The sequence below is a fragment of the Floridaenema flaviceps BLCC-F50 genome (genome assembly GCF_041929275.2).
In the GTDB taxonomy this organism is placed as follows: Bacteria; Cyanobacteriota; Cyanobacteriia; order Cyanobacteriales; family Aerosakkonemataceae; genus Floridanema; species Floridanema flaviceps.
The window spans coordinates 126,944-142,271 of sequence record NZ_JBHFNR020000002.1; the positions used below are offsets into that span (position 1 = coordinate 126,944).

Genomic DNA, 15,328 nt, shown 5'->3' on the forward strand with positions numbered 1-15,328 from the left:
GATTTAAGTGCTTCTCAACCTATTGGTTACTTGATACTGCTAGTCGTCCCCCGATTTCTCGGTTTTGACTAAACGAATCGCACTTTTGAGCCGCGTTAATATCCCTGTCGTGTAGAGTTCCACATTTAGGACATTGCCAACTCCTAACATCTAAAGGTAGTTCGCCAATTTGATGTAAACAGTGATTACAAGTCTTGGAACTAGGGAAAAACCTATCCACCTCTATGTAGATTTTTCCGTCCCATTCCGTTTTATATTTCAACATAGTACAGAACTGTCCCCATCCTAAATCAGCTATAGACTTAGCTAATTTATGATTGCGTATCATGTTTTTCACTGCTAGATTCTCTACCACTATGACTTGGTTCTCGTCTACTAATTTACGACTTAGTTTGTGGAGAAAATCTTCCCTACATCTAGTGATTTTCTGATGTACTTTGGCTACTCTTTTTCTAGCTTTGTTGCGGTTACTTGAACCTTTCTGTTTAGAAGCTAATTTATGAAGGTACTTAGCCAGCTTTTTTTCATGCTTACGGTAGTATTTAGGATTACCGTGTTTAGTCCCATCTGAAGTAATGGCAAAGTGAGTAATACCTAAATCAATTCCTACCGCTTTACCATCTTTAATTGGTTCCGGCAAGTCTTTCCCGTCATCAAACAAACAACTAGCATAAAATTCACCCGCCGGAGTCATTGAAACTGTGACAGATTTAAACTCACCCTCTGGAATTCTCGATACTTTACAGTAAACTTTTCCCAGTTTAGGGAGTGTTAAATAGTCACCACTTAGCTTCATCCCTTGAGGGAATCTAATTGACTGTCTTTGATGCTTCTTCTTGAAATTAGGATACTTTGCTCTTTTTTCAAAGAAGTTGAGAAAACCACTCGACAAGTCTAAGGCTACCTGTTGCAGAACTTGGGAAGGTGCTTCTGTTAACCACTCATACTCTTTCTTGAGTTGTGGGAGCAGTTTGATTATTTCATTTCTACTTAATCCCTTCCCAGTCTTTTTGTAAGTTTCGGTTGTTAAGTTAAGGCTGTAATTGTAGAACCAACGGCAACAACCAAAAGACTTAACCAGTAAGTCTCTTTGCTTGGTTGTTGGGTAGATTCTGTATTTAAACGCCTTAAACATTACATTCCAAAAGCTCAGTTTTCTATATCTTAACATACATTTAATGGAATGGTAAGGATTCGCTGCGCTCAATCTGAGGAACGTTGGTCGCCAAGCTACGCTCTCCACGGGAGTCTTCTTGCTCCATTGAGATAAATTTATTTATACTTCACAATTAAAGATATTTATAGCTTTATAATATTTTTTGAACTAAACTCAGATCTAAAGTAAAAATCTGTGGTTTAGATTTTCCCCCAATATAAGCAAAGTCCCTTAATAATTTAGAGGAGTTAGGTTATGAGCGCTACCAGTACAGCCAAAGCAAATGATAATGGCAAAACCAACGGCATTGACAGCGACAAAACCGCTAAAGTCAATGGAAAAAAAACAGCTACAGAGCAAAAAGAAGGTGAAACCCCAAATATGGAATCAGAAACTTCAACCAAACTAGCGGTTGCTGGAAAAAATCAAGAGTCAGCTGCTATTACCACCCGTCCAATTTCTGCAACTGGGTTGGTAGTTCGGGAAACCATCAATTCTTCTGGAATACGTCCGATCGTCGCCAGCGATTTAAAAATTGCTGAAATGATTAACTCCTCTGGAATGCGTCCCGTTGGCATCAGTGATTTTCAAGTCGCTGAAATGATGAACTCCTCTGGAATGCGTCCTATTGGCGTTAGCACTTTGAAAGTTGCTGAAATGATGAACTCCTCTGGAATGCGTCCTATTATGGCTAGTAATCTGCACATTTCCGAAACCGTTGTTTTTTCTGGAAATCGTCCCGTTGCTGACAATGAAGATCAGGATGCTGGCAATCTTATGGGTTATCTCGATTAGATTGCAACCTAACATCCTCTCTTTTAGATTGTTCCCGGTTTCACCTTGAAACTGGGTTTTTTTGCGGTTTAATTGCTCAAATTATTAATTTGTCACCTGATTTTTCAGATATACATATTAACGTCTGTATATCTAAATTAAATGAATTTAAATAGCTGGTTAGCTTAGCCGAATCCTTGATAATTTATGATTAGCGATCGCGCCAATAAACCCCAAAAAACTCGACGAATCCCCCTGAGATTATTGTATTAAAAGAAGAAAAAGCGATCGTGCTTTCAGCAGGTTGCGATCGTTAATAACCCACGATGAGTAATTCTCCTTCAAAGAGGCTACGCCAACGCCCTAACAAACCCCAAAAAACGCTACAAATCCCCCTGAGATTAGTGTTAATCGTCCCCTTTGTTTTGCAAATTGTCGGGGCTGTGGGATTAGTGGGCTATTTGTCCTATCGCAGTGGACAGGAGGAGGTAGAACACATTGCCAAACAATTGATGGAAAATACTGGGCAGCAAGTCAACGAAGAACTGAAGCGTTATTTGCAGACTGCCCATCAAGCAAACCAACGCCACATAGCGGCACTCAATGCCGGAGCGATCAATTTACAAAACCTTGACCAATTGCACCGCTATCTGATCTTGCAACATCGACAGACTCCAAGCCTGACAACTTTTTTATTCGCAACTCCTCAAGGAGATTTTCGCCTCAGTCATCGGGTAAGTCCCAGAGACTATGGGATCTCGACTTATCTTCAACCACAAGAGTTACCCTTTGACGCAAGCCTTTCCGATCCAAAAAACCCTTCCATAATCAGATCCTATAGTATTAACGAGCAAGGCGATTTGATTCGCCTTGTCGAGACTACTGTAAAGAATGATGTGCGCGATCGCCCTTGGTATCGCCAAGCAGTTGCCAGAAGGAAATCAGGTTGGAGCCAACCGTTTCAGATTGGTGGCACCAATCTCTTAGTGCTAAATGCGTACACCCCTGTTTATGATAAGTCACAAAAATTATTAGGTGTTTTCTCGGTCAATATTAGTCTCAATCAATTGGGTGACTTTTTGCGTAATTTAAAAGTCGGGCAACACGGAGGTATTTATATTATGGAGCGCAATGGGCTGCTGATTGCTAATTCCACCGCACAAGCATCTTATTTTGTATCAGGTAAATCAGACTTAAACGGGATATCTCAGCCGGGAACTCTAAAATTTAAAAGAATAACGGCTAATCAATTGTCTAATCCTGCAATCAAAAGTTCTTACCAGTATTTAAATCAAAAGTTTCATCATGATTTTCAAACCCTGCCAGTGCCGCAAACATTAAAATTTTATATGAACGGCAATCACTATTTTTTAAACATAATTTCCTACAAAAATGATTATGGATTAGATTGGCTAGTGGTCACGGTAGTACCAGAGTCAGATTTTATGGAACAAATTCAGAAAAATGCTAAATTAACAGTTTTATTTTGTGCTATTACTCTCCTGGTAGCCACAGGCATTGGTATTGTTACCGCTCGATGGATTACTAATCCAATTCTCCGCTTAAATCGAGCAACTCAGGCAATTACTAACGGTGATTTACATAATTTAGACACCGAGGAAAATCCATTTATTCACATTGCCCAAAACCAAGGTATTACTGAGGTGGAAAATCTCGCTGCATCTTTTAATGTGATGGCAAAAGAGTTACAAAACTCTTTTGAAACTTTAGAAAACAGAGTACAGGAACGCACAGCAGAGTTAATCATTGCCAAAGAAAAAGCCGAAATTGCCAATCAAGCAAAAAGTATATTTATTGCCAATATGAGCCACGAATTGCGATCGCCCCTTAATGCTATTCTCGGCTTTTCTCAATTGATGTTACGTGCCAAAAACTTTCCTGCTGACCAATTGGAAAATGCCGCAATTATCTATCGCAGTGGCGAGTACTTACTAACATTAATTAATAATGTTCTTGATTTATCGAAAATAGAAGCAGGCAAAACCACCCTCAATACTAAAAATTTTGATCTCCATTGCTTGCTTGATGATTTGGAAGATATGCTGCATTTACGCGCTACTAATGCTGGCTTAAAGTTGCTCTTTCAGCGTACAGAAAATGTCCCCCGCTATATCTGCACTGATGAAGTAAAATTGCGGCAAGTTTTAATTAATTTACTCAGCAATGCCATCAAATTTACTTCTGTTGGTCAAGTTACTCTTAATGTCTTTCTCGGAGAGCAAGAAACCGCAGATGTTTTTCATCTCCATTTTCGGATTCGGGATACCGGAGTCGGAATCGCACCTGGGGAACTACCCAAACTATTTGATGCCTTTAGCCAAGCCCAAGCCGGAAAAGAAATGCAAGAAGGAACGGGTTTAGGTTTAGCAATAAGTCGTAAATTTATCCAACTAATGGGTGGAGATATTACCGTCGAAAGCGAATTAGGAAAAGGCACAACTTTCCAATTTTATATTCAAGCCAAACTGAGTCAACAAGCAGTTACTAATCTGCTGGAAGCACATCCCAAAGTTTTAGGACTCGCACCCAATCAACCAACCTATAAAATTCTCATAGTAGATGATAAAGTAATTAATCGCCAATTATTAATTAAACTGCTCGCTCCTTTGGGATTTGAACTTAAAGAAGCTAGTAATGGGATCGAAGCGATCGCCATTTGGGATGAATGGGAACCCCATTTAATTTTCATGGATATGAGAATGTCTGTGATGGACGGTTACGAAGCTACAAAACAGATTAAATCCACTACTAAAGGTAATGCAACTGCGGTGATTGCTGTAACTGCCAGCGTGTTAGAAGAAGAGAGAGCGATCGTACTTTCCGCTGGATGTGATGACTTTGTTCGTAAACCATTTGTCGAACACACTATTTTCGACATCCTAGCTAAACACTTAGGAGTCAAATATATCTATGCAGAAACACCACTAGCGACATCAGAAAACTTAACCAAAACAGTTTTGACATCAACACAACTAACCTGTATGTCTCAAGAATGGATTAATCATTTATATAAAGCCGCACTAGAAGCTAACACCAACCAAGTCTTACAACTAGTAGAACAAATTCCCCAAACGGAAACTATTTTAATCCAATCATTAACAAAACTTTCCCGTCAATTTCAATTTGAACATATAGTTGATGTAGTTGAACCCCTAATAACCGATGAACCCTGATTTTGAAAGCGAAAATAAAGGTAACATTCTCATAGTAGATGACCTGTTAGAAAATCTACAATTACTAAGTGAAGCACTCCTCAAACTCGGCTACACTGTTCGCAGCGTCACCAATGGGCGGATGGCACTAAAAACCATAAAAGTGAAGTCCCCAGATGTCATCCTTTTAGATATAAAAATGCCAGAAATGGATGGTTATGAAGTTTGTAAGACTCTCAAAGCCGATGCGACTTTACGCAGCATTCCCGTTATTTTTATTAGTGCATTAGATGACGTTTTCGACAAAGTAACGGGCTTTAATTTAGGGGCTGTAGACTACATTACCAAACCCTTTCAAATTGAAGAAGTCGTAGCCCGTCTAGAAAGTCAGTTAACTATTCAACGCCAGCAAAAACTTCTAGAAATAGAAAATATTAAACGCAGAGAAGCAGAAGAAGTACTTTATCAATCGAGAGCTTTACTTGCTAGTATTTTGAATAGTTCACTCGATGGGATTGCGGCATTGCAAGCTGTTCGTAATCCCGAAACCGGAGATATTGAAGATTTTCGTTGTTTAGTTGTCAACCCAGTAATTTCGAGAGCTTTTCAACGCACCCGTGAAGAGATGATTGGTAAATTAATGCTCAGAAAATTGTTGATGAATATAGACCCAGAACTATTTAATAGCTTAGTTGAAGTGGTGGAAACAGGAAATCCTCTACAACGGGATTTTTACTATGAATCAGGAGACTCTTGTTGGTATCATTTTGTAGCAGTAAAGTTAGGTGATGGTTTTTCTATTACTATTCGTGATATTACAGAACGTAAAAATATAGAATTGGCTCTCAAAGAAGCCAATCAAAAACTAGAAGAATTAGTAAATCAGGATGGTTTAACTCAGGTAGCTAACCGTCGCTGCTTCGATGCACGGCTGCAAGAAGAATGGAAACGCCTCACGCGGGAAAAACAGCCGTTAACACTCATTTTATTGGACGTTGATAAATTCAAATCTTTTAATGATTACTATGGTCATCTTGCAGGTGACGATTGTTTATTTAAAATAGCGCAAACATTACAAAAAGTAATCCGTCGTCCAGCAGATTTAGTAGCACGTTACGGAGGAGAAGAATTTGCCATACTGCTGCCAAATACAACTTTAGAAGGAGGTGTAAAAGTAGCACAAAGCATTCAACAAGTAGTTCACGATTTGGCAATTCCCCATGCACAATCAAACGTGAAGGAATTTGTTACAGTTAGTTTGGGTATTTCCTCAGTTATACCTAAGTTAGAAATTTCACCTGATAAGTTAGTAGGACTCGCAGATAAAGCTTTGTACGATGCTAAAGAACAGGGGCGCGATCGCTTTAGTGTAAACTTTTAAATTTGACAAAATGCTGCCAAAAGCTCCTTTATTGAGATTTCCACAGAGCTAATTAATGATTAGAATGATTAGCGATCGCTACAAAATTAAAAACTATCACCACGAATTAAATTACTCCAAAGATTCAGCGATCGCGCTTAGTTTACTAAACTTAACCGAAACAGTCTTGACATCCGCACGAAAGAGTAAATAGAGGAAAAAGGCGATCGCCTTTTCTGATTCCTTCAAAATGGGATAGGCGATCGCTATTTTTGCTTATTCCTATTTCAATTACTAAAAGATTGATAGGGTTGTTTTTTTGAGGTAGCTTTCTTGAGCAACGCTGCAAATCCCGTAACTATGCCTAAGCCCAGAATTGTTGATGGTTCGGGAACTTGTTGGTTTCTAAATCCGAAATTTTTTGGATTGCACGTTCCGTTATATGCAGCACAAGTAAAAGTACCTTCTATAGTAACTGCATCTCCTTCTTTAAGAAATCCAGGAGTATCAAACCAGCTAAACCCTTGAGTGGAAAAACTATCCATTCCAGCAGACATAATAGCCACAGTATTTGCTGTAATGAAGTCTTTTCTACCTCTACCAGCGCCATCAAAACCAAATACTATAGGGTCTATATCTACTCCATTAATCTTAGCTTTTAAAGAACCGACAACCCACGCATCTGGCTGACTAAGATCGATAGATCCATCTACATTGAGAAATTCAAAAGTGTTGTAAAGTCCAGATACGGTGGTTGTAAAAGTTGCTTTCCCATAAGATGAGTTACGAGCAGCTAATTGATCGCCAACAAAGTCCGTAAGTTCGAGATTGTCCCAAATTATTCCTGCAAGCGTGGGAAAAGTAATAGCCTGAAGGCTTATGCTTGCAGTACCACGATGAAGAGGATCGTTCCAGACATCGCTTAGAGGTGGTTGAAGAACCCCTGTATTCGTTTGAGCAGGCGGCTCAAAGTCTATAGCCATTGTGGGATAATCTCGACCGGGACTCCGAAGTTCATTTGGTAATCTATTACCAAATACTGGGATGGGCGAGGAAGCTTCCAGACTATTTGAGGAAAATTCTATTTTACCCTCAGAGTTATTCAGGGTAAAAGCTTGGCTAGGATGTCCTGATAATAACGTTGTAATTGTCAGCAACGGGAAAAAAATTGTGGTTGCCAAGACTGATTTTTTTAGATTAAATGCACTATGGTGTTTATCCTTCATTTTGAGTTTCTCCTTTTCAATTTTTTAATTTGACCTAGTTACTAACTTTGAGTGACTACCCATTAAAATAATTGAGGGAATTTCCCTCAAGCAAACAGCAATCTCTAGCAGCTAGAACCCTTGTCTAATCTCTGTAGAGCTAGTTAGGGTAATTGCACGAGTTAGGTAATTCCCCTAACTTTTTAGAGCGGATTTGTAAAGTTTCATAAAGTGAGGAGCGATCGCATTTGATCTTACTGATGACAATACAAAGTCATCCTTAATATCATGAGATTACATCCAGCTAACATTCAAGACCGACAGGGAACCAAAGCATCGACGAACCTGTAAATGCTGCTCCCAATCTCGAAATCATCAGGGTAAACAAGGCTATCAGGATTAACTAGAAAGTTAGCTGTTAAGAAAAGCAGGAAAAAGGGAGCAGGGGAGGAAAAAGGTCGCTCTGAGCGGATTGATATTGCTCCTCATCTGACGTAACTTAACAAACACTCTGAGAATTGTGAGAAACCATCAATGCCAAGAACTAGCTATGGCCCACTAGCTAAAAAGCAAACTAAACGCCTTCTAGCAGTAATCCTGGCTTACGCCAACAAGGAACTGGAGAGTATAGAATATCTCCAAATTAAGGCCAATTGGCAGACAGAGAACTGGCTGATTGTCCACACTAACGTGAGATGCCTTGAAGTATTGACAACTTTAGTCCCCGGTAGTCGGTTAACAAAAGTACAAATAAAGGAAGCGCTCAAACGCCTTGAACATTTTTTAGGAATTCTCGAAGATCATCGTCTCAATAAAAGAGGGTCAGAACAGTGGCATTTTACACTCAAGCTTTGGCATGAACGAAAAAATAAAGAATTGAACCTGCAACAATTCGATCGGGAATGGCAGCGTCGTCAACCAGAAAAAATCAAATCTGAGGAAAATTATAACAGCCCCTCTAATCTCTACCAAAAAGTTCAAGAATTAGAATCCTTGCTAGAAGAAGCTAACCTAAAAATTCAAGAATTAGAAGGAAAACTAGAACAGGTCAATCGAGCAGACAACTCGAAAATAGCAACTTTTAAGCTTAGAAGTGGTGCTGCTAAAACTCAAGCTCAACTCCAAGGATTAATAGAGCTTTATTTGTTGTATTATGAAGATATTCAGCCTTGTTTTGTCAAAACCAGCGAAGTTTTAGCTGAACATTTTGATATAATTAAGACCAGAGACTATTTATGGAAACAGCTTCAAAGCATCAGAAGAAATACCCGTCACCAAATATCTAAGCAACAACTAAACTTAGCTTATCTTGAACTATGTGATGATTATCCAAATTTTTATAATGAGTTGGTTGGATTAGAAAAAGAAATTAAAGAAATTGAAGAATTCGTTTTTACGAAATTTTTGATAGCCACTCAACATGATGTCCTTTGGTTTAGCACTTTTCCTAAAAATAAATATAAAACAGCCATGCTAGGAAATGCGCTCAGAAATACAGCTTCTATATATAGGGATTTTTTTAAATCTCAAACTGATAAACTGCTGAAGCCAATATATGATTTTTTGATTAATCTAATTACAGCTAAGTAGGTGTAAATAAATAAAGTGAAAATAGTTATCTATCAATGGGTCGGGCAAGATGCCCACCCCACAAGATTTTCAGCTTTCTTGTGGGGTGGGCATCTTGCCCGCCCTTGTTTTACTTTATTTAGATCTACCTACTTAGTACCGGAGAGCCAAACTAGCCAAATTTAGCGAAACTTGATAATAAAAAGCTAGCTGCAATTTCTCGACAGCTAGCCAAAACTAGAAAATTTTTAACTATTGATTTTTTAAGTTAAAACTTAAACCTTTGCTAATTCAGGAGTCGGACGCTTACTATTGCGAATCCCAGAAATCGCTTCAGCATAATCCTTGGCATTAAACACAGCAGAACCAGCAACGATCGCATTCGCCCCAGCTTCCAAAACCTGCCATGTATTATTACCCTTCAAACCACCATCAACCTCAATCCAAGGATCTAAACCCCGTTCATCACACATTTGACGTAACTTTTGAATTTTGGGAATCACACCCGGAATAAAACTTTGACCACCAAAACCAGGGTTAACACTCATAATCAGTACCAAATCGCAAAGATCCAGCACATATTCAATTAACTCTAAAGGAGTCGAAGGATTAAGAACCACACCAGCTTGCTTACCTAACTCTTTAATTTGACCCAAAGTGCGGTGCAAATGCGGAGAAGCATTATGTTCAGCGTGAACCGAGATAATATCAGCACCCGCCTTAGCAAACTGTTCTACATACTTTTCCGGTTCCACAATCATCAAATGCACATCCAAAGGCTTTTGGGTATGTGGGCGAACCGCCTCCACAATTAATGGACCGATCGTAATATTCGGAACAAACCGACCATCCATCACATCAACGTGAATCCAATCAGCGCCAGCAGCATCTACGGCGCGAATCTCCTCTCCCAGACGGCTAAAATCCGCTGATAAGATTGAGGGAGCAACAACAATTGGCTTGTGCGTTTGGGTCATCTGTGAAAAATCCTCTCGGAGCGTCCTGCGTTGTAAGCATTTTAACAAAATGTGACAAACTCTCATCTAGTTGCCCAATTTTTGATGTTTGCGTCTTACTTCCCAATCCTGCACCCACAAAGTAGAGCAAATCCAAAATCTAAAATCTAAAATCTAAAATTACATAGACTTGTTGGTGCGGCAACAGATGAAAAAAAAGGCGTGGATTATTTTCGGTTTAAGTGCTAGCTGCATAAGTGTCACAGCCCTAGCCTTAGACGGCTCCTCAATTGGAGAAACTGGTATTGATGCGATCCGGCTTCAGAGCGATCCCTACAATTTGATTGGTCGGAAAATTGCGATCGGACAAGTAGAAATCGGTCGTCCCGGACTCTTCGGCATAGACAAAGCAGCAAATCGAAATCCCACATTAGTTCAAGTAACGCGAGTATTCTGGCGCGACAATCCAGCAAAAACTGATACTGATGTAGATCCCCACGCCTACAGCGTTGCGGGAATGATGATTAGTAACGCCAAAGCATTTCCCGGTGTTGCGCCTGGGGCAAGATTGTATTCTTCGGCTATTGGTTCAATGGACAAAGGCGGACAACCAGAAGAATGTCTCGCCTCCCAATATCTCGCCCAACAGAATGGCGGAGATCTCCGTGCGATTAACTTCAGTTTTGGCGAATCATTAGAAAGAGATCCCCGTCCCCAAGCAGTTTTAGATGGTAATGCCCTGTTAACTCAGTGTATCGACTGGTCTGCTCAGACGCATGATGTACTTTACTTAATTGCTGGAAATCAAGGACGAGGCGGCATTCCCATTCCCACAGATAACTTTAACGGCATTAACGTCGCCTTTACCAAGCGTGTCAAAGGAGTTTTTTCTAAAGTAGACTTTGCCAACATTGGGGATAGTGCTGCTGGCATTGTGCGTCGTCTGGCGGGAAGAGAAATTAACTTAGGCCCTCGGCGTGCCATTGGTTTAGTCGCACCCGGACATGATATTAACGTATTGAGTATTGAAGGCACAGTCCAAAAAGTGAGCGGCACCAGTTTAGCAACACCTCATGTTACTGCCACAGTAGCTTTGTTGCAAGAATTTGGCGATCGCCAACTGCGTACCAAACAACCTAACTGGAGTCTCGACTCCCGTCGTCACCAAGTCACCAAAGCTGTATTACTAAACTCCACCGACAAACTCAAAGACAAAGGCGACGGTTTACTCTTGGGCATGGGTAAAACCATCACCGACAAAGGCAACCGGACTTGGCTAGAATCCGACGCTTACAAAGATGCCAAAATTCCCCTAGATATGCAAATGGGTACAGGTCAGCTGAACGCTTACCGCGCCTATCAACAATTTAAAGGCGGACAGTGGAAACCATCCCAAAATATCCCCGAAATAGGTTGGGATTACCACAAAGTAGACACTAACGCCTCTGTAGACTACGTACTAGAAAAACCCTTACAACAAGGAAGCTACGTTTCTTTAACTTTAGTGTGGAATCGTTTAGTCCAGTTAAACGATACCAACAAAAATGGGCAATATGATATTGGGGAAACTTTTAAAGACCAAGGTTTAAACAACCTCGACCTTTTCCTCATCCCCGCTGACAGTAACGACACCACCGCCTACACCTGCGCTTCCATCAGCGAAACTGATAGCACAGAACACATCTTCTGTCCCATACCTAAAACAGGTCGTTACAAAATTCGCGTCCAAAACCGCAAACAAGTCAACGAACCTACTCAATCCTACGCCCTAGCTTGGTGGACTGTACCCGCTAAGTAGAGATGGGGAGATGGGGAGATGGGGAGATGGGGGGATGGGGAGATGGGGGGATGGGGAGATGGGGGGATGGGGGGATGGGGGGATGGGGGGATGGGGAAGTTTAACTCAAAACTCAAAAAACGAAGCTAAGAACTCTCCCCACCTCCCGACCTCCCCACCCCCCCACCTCCCGACCTCCCTACCCCCCCACCTCCCGACCTCCCCAACCCCCAACCCCTAACCCCCAACCCCTAACCCCCAACCCCTAATCACTAATCACCAAAAATATGAGAAAAACTAATCCTTTTGAAAATTCTGACTTGAAGCAATTAAAGTTGTTTTTGTACTTAATACCTGTGTTTGGCGTTTTTCCGTCCCTTTGGACATTGTACTGCCGCCAAGGTAGTCGAGAGGAAATGGCAGCAAGTAGATTATCTGTCACTCTAGCTTTTGCTTGGCTCTTGGGTTACATTTTATTGGCAGCCGGAGCAGATACAACTGAATCCTGGAAACTGCCTCTGTTAGTAACCAATAGCTTATTTACTTCTGGTTACTTTGTGGTGAGTACTTGGTTAATGTTCCGGTTGTGGCAGCGCCAATCTTTGCGCTTACCTGGGATTACACGCATCTCCAAACGGGTAGTTCGTAAATATCTACCTTAATGTCCAACCTAACAATTTGAAAATCACGATCGGGATTATGCGTTGGCGTTGCCTGTGTGTAGCACCTATCGCTACTCTACCTCAAACTACTACTGATAAAATTTATAACCCGGAGCTTTGCACTCCCCAGTAGTAGATACTTGTATGATTATTTCCATCGTCAGGTGTGAGTAACTTTAAAGACAGCCAATTTTTCGTGTGTGAGGAAGCTAGTGCCAACTACAAAAATTTCCAATTTATTCTCTCAAAGGCAAGAAACTGTCCAGAACATTGGCTCACAGCCATCTAAAATTAGTCAGCTACGTTGGCTATGGCTAGGATTTAGCTTAACTGGTGTAGCAATGCTGTCGGCAACCGCAGGAGCTTTGCTGGCAGTATCGCTTTCGACAACACCGTTAATGCAGACTCGTCTGAGCCCAGAAGAAGCAGCGGTATTTTCGAGCGGCAACATCTCTACAACTAACCTCAAGTTGCCAGAGTTAACCCGACCTGTAAATATTTTAGTTCTGGGAATTAAAGTTTTACCTTCAGATTTGGGAGAAAAACCAGACCCAGCTTTGGGAGGATACGAACCTGTACTCAACTCTTTTGAAGGTTTATCCGATACGATGCTTTTATTGCGGTTTAATCCGCAAACCAAAAAGCTAATTATCCTTTCTGTACCTCGTGATACGCGCACTTTTGTAGAAGGAGTAGGTGTCACTAAAATTAATGCGGCTAATGTTCATGGTGGTCCGGCGCTGAGTGCGAAAACTGTGAGCAATCTACTCGGAGGTATTAGGATCGATCGCTATGTCCGCATCAACGTCCAAGGGGTAGAAAAACTGATCGATGCTTTAGGTGGTGTCACTATTCATGTACCTTACGACATGAAATATACCGACCAAACCCAACACCTTTACATCAATTTCAAAGCCGGAAAACAACACCTCGACGGTGCTCAAACCCAAAACTTGCTCCGCTTCCGCCAAGACAAACTCGGAGATATTGGTCGAGTACAACGGCAACAAATGGTCATGAGAGCATTAATGGAACAAGCTCTTAATCCCGTAACTTTAGCTAGATTACCAGAAATTCTCCGGGTAATTCAATCTCACATTGACACTAACCTATCCGTTGAAGAATTAGTTGCCTTAGTAGGTTTTGGTGTGAAAATGAATCGTTCTGATGCTCAAATGTTATTAGTACCAGGAGAGTTTAGTAACGAAGGAGAATATGATGCTAGCTATTGGTTGCCTAATCGCAGAGCAATTTCTCAATTAGTTAGTCAATATTTAGATCCTCCTAATGAATCTGAATCAAAAACTAGTCGCCAGAGTGATTTTACTAGTGTAAAAATAGCTATTAAAGACAGCACGGGTAATACAGATTCAGTGAATGCTTTAGTAAGAAAGTTGCGAAAAGCTGGCTATCGAAATGTTAAAGTTACTGAACCTTGGACAGAAACTTTGGGCGAAACACGCATTGTCGCTCAAAAAGGCGATAGCAAAGCAGCTGAAGCTATACGTCAAGCATTGGAATTTGGTGAAGTGCGTGTAGAAAGTACTGGCTACCTCAACTCCGATATTACTATTTTTATTGGCACAGATTGGGTACAACAACAAAAATCATCTCAGTAATTTACTGATTGGTCATTGGTCATTGGTTATTGGTTATTGGTCATTGGTCAATAAAAAATTATCCCAATCAGAAATGAGGAATAACAAATGACCAATGACCAATGACAATGAACAAACGAGCGATGACAATCAATTGGTTTTTTGGCAAATCCAATCAATTAAAATTGGATTGACTACTTCTGGCGCTTCATCTTGGGGACAATGACCTAAACCTTCTAAAGGAATAAACTTTTCTACTTGGGGGAATTTGGCTAATTCTCTTCCTAGATCGATCGGTTCCCAAGGGTCATCTGTTCCCCATAAAATTATTGCAGAACAAGGCAAAATTGGTAACAAATCTTCTGGTAATGGCCCTGTAGAATAGCGAGTAAATGCTAAAAATACATCTACTGCGCCGGGATCTAAGGCTGGTGCCATTAACATATCTACTAGTTCGTCGGTGACTGCTTCGGGACGTTTGTAAGCTTGCAGGAGAATTTTCCTGACTACTTTTGGTTTGGCGATTTGACTAAAGAATAATTGCCCGATTAATCTGAATGCTAAGATTTTTTGGACAATGGGAGCACCAGAACGACGGTGCCAGGGTAGGGTGGCGCGTTTGCGATCGTGCAACAATCGTAAAGAACAATTGAGCAGTGCTACCCCTTTAACCATTTCGGGAAAGTCTACAGCCGCTTGCATTGCTACTATACAGCCGATCGAATTTCCTACCAAAAAAGCTGGTTCACCTACCACTTCTCGACAAAAATCACCGATTTGCTGCGCCCAAGTTTCAAAAGTATAGTTTATTTCCTTTCCCGGCGCAGGTTTCGCCGAACCCCCAAAACCAATTAAGTCAATGGCAAAAACTCGCGCATTTTGCGCCAGTTCGGGAATATTTTGCCGCCAATGCGCCCAAGAAGCCCCAAATCCATGTACTAAAACCATAGCAGGCCCGTAGTTGCCTTGTGCTTGGTAACAGATGGGAAAACCTCGCCAAGTCCAAGTTTGAGTTGTAGCAGTTTTTCTGGAAATAGAGCTAGTCATGAAATTATTTCACAAAGCAGTCACTTTCTCTATTGTGAACACTTCAATTAC

Annotated in this window: 12 protein-coding genes; 8 read left to right on the top strand and 4 right to left on the bottom strand. The window is 40.9% G+C overall.

Translation table 11 applies throughout. The features are described from left to right. Window positions 1–19 precede the first annotated feature (19 nt). Window positions 20–1,135: an RNA-guided endonuclease InsQ/TnpB family protein gene (locus ACE1CI_RS20300; RefSeq protein WP_413261176.1), complete on the bottom strand. Its 1,116-nt coding sequence runs from the start codon at window positions 1,133–1,135 to the stop codon at window positions 20–22. Between the two features lie 276 nt (window positions 1,136–1,411). On the opposite strand from ACE1CI_RS20300, the gene ACE1CI_RS20305 reads away from it, so the two are divergent. The 4 genes from ACE1CI_RS20305 to ACE1CI_RS20320 all read left to right on the top strand — a co-directional run bounded on the left by ACE1CI_RS20305 (window position 1,412) and on the right by ACE1CI_RS20320 (window position 6,677). Beyond that, window positions 1,412–1,951: a hypothetical protein gene (locus tag ACE1CI_RS20305; protein WP_413261175.1), complete on the top strand. Its 540-nt coding sequence runs from the start codon at window positions 1,412–1,414 to the stop codon at window positions 1,949–1,951. Window positions 1,952–2,256: 305 nt separating this feature from the next. Next, complete coding sequence (locus ACE1CI_RS20310) at window positions 2,257–5,124, top strand: ATP-binding protein (protein WP_413261174.1); 2,868 nt, start codon at window positions 2,257–2,259, stop codon at window positions 5,122–5,124. Further along, complete coding sequence (locus ACE1CI_RS20315) at window positions 5,114–6,484, top strand: diguanylate cyclase domain-containing protein (protein WP_413261173.1); 1,371 nt, start codon at window positions 5,114–5,116, stop codon at window positions 6,482–6,484. The genes ACE1CI_RS20310 and ACE1CI_RS20315 overlap by 11 nt, the downstream gene beginning before the upstream one ends. Before the next feature lie 55 nt (window positions 6,485–6,539). After that, entirely contained in the window at window positions 6,540–6,677 is a 138-nt protein-coding gene (locus tag ACE1CI_RS20320) for a hypothetical protein (RefSeq protein ID WP_413261172.1), read from the top strand. Between the two features lie 73 nt (window positions 6,678–6,750). Here the strand turns inward: ACE1CI_RS20320 and ACE1CI_RS20325 are convergent, their stop codons facing one another. Beyond that, complete coding sequence (locus ACE1CI_RS20325) at window positions 6,751–7,689, bottom strand: PEP-CTERM sorting domain-containing protein (protein WP_413261171.1); 939 nt, start codon at window positions 7,687–7,689, stop codon at window positions 6,751–6,753. 513 nt (window positions 7,690–8,202) lie between these two features. On the opposite strand from ACE1CI_RS20325, the gene ACE1CI_RS20330 reads away from it, so the two are divergent. Continuing rightward, window positions 8,203–9,258: a hypothetical protein gene (locus tag ACE1CI_RS20330; protein ID WP_413261170.1), complete on the top strand. Its 1,056-nt coding sequence runs from the start codon at window positions 8,203–8,205 to the stop codon at window positions 9,256–9,258. 254 nt (window positions 9,259–9,512) lie between these two features. Here ACE1CI_RS20330 and rpe read toward each other — a convergent pair whose 3' ends face one another. Beyond that, window positions 9,513–10,214, bottom strand: a complete 702-nt coding sequence (gene rpe, locus ACE1CI_RS20335) for a ribulose-phosphate 3-epimerase (RefSeq protein ID WP_413261169.1) — start codon at window positions 10,212–10,214, stop codon at window positions 9,513–9,515. 187 nt (window positions 10,215–10,401) lie between these two features. Between rpe and ACE1CI_RS20340 the strand changes: the two genes are divergently transcribed. From ACE1CI_RS20340 to ACE1CI_RS20350, 3 genes are all read left to right on the top strand, one after another. Continuing rightward, entirely contained in the window at window positions 10,402–11,991 is a 1,590-nt protein-coding gene (locus ACE1CI_RS20340; protein ID WP_413261168.1) for a S8 family serine peptidase, read from the top strand. Between the two features lie 266 nt (window positions 11,992–12,257). Continuing rightward, a complete protein-coding gene (locus ACE1CI_RS20345) occupies window positions 12,258–12,632 on the top strand; it encodes a hypothetical protein (RefSeq protein WP_413261167.1) in 375 nt (124 codons plus the stop codon). A gap of 212 nt (window positions 12,633–12,844) precedes the next feature. Continuing rightward, the gene (locus ACE1CI_RS20350) at window positions 12,845–14,251 is read left to right on the top strand and encodes an LCP family protein (RefSeq protein WP_413261166.1); all 1,407 of its coding nucleotides are present in this window, start codon (window positions 12,845–12,847) and stop codon (window positions 14,249–14,251) included. Between the two features lie 129 nt (window positions 14,252–14,380). Here the strand turns inward: ACE1CI_RS20350 and ACE1CI_RS20355 are convergent, their stop codons facing one another. Continuing rightward, on the bottom strand, window positions 14,381–15,277 hold the full coding sequence (locus ACE1CI_RS20355; RefSeq protein WP_413261165.1) for an alpha/beta fold hydrolase: 897 nt from the start codon (window positions 15,275–15,277) through the stop codon (window positions 14,381–14,383). Between the last annotated feature and the right edge of the window lie 51 nt (window positions 15,278–15,328).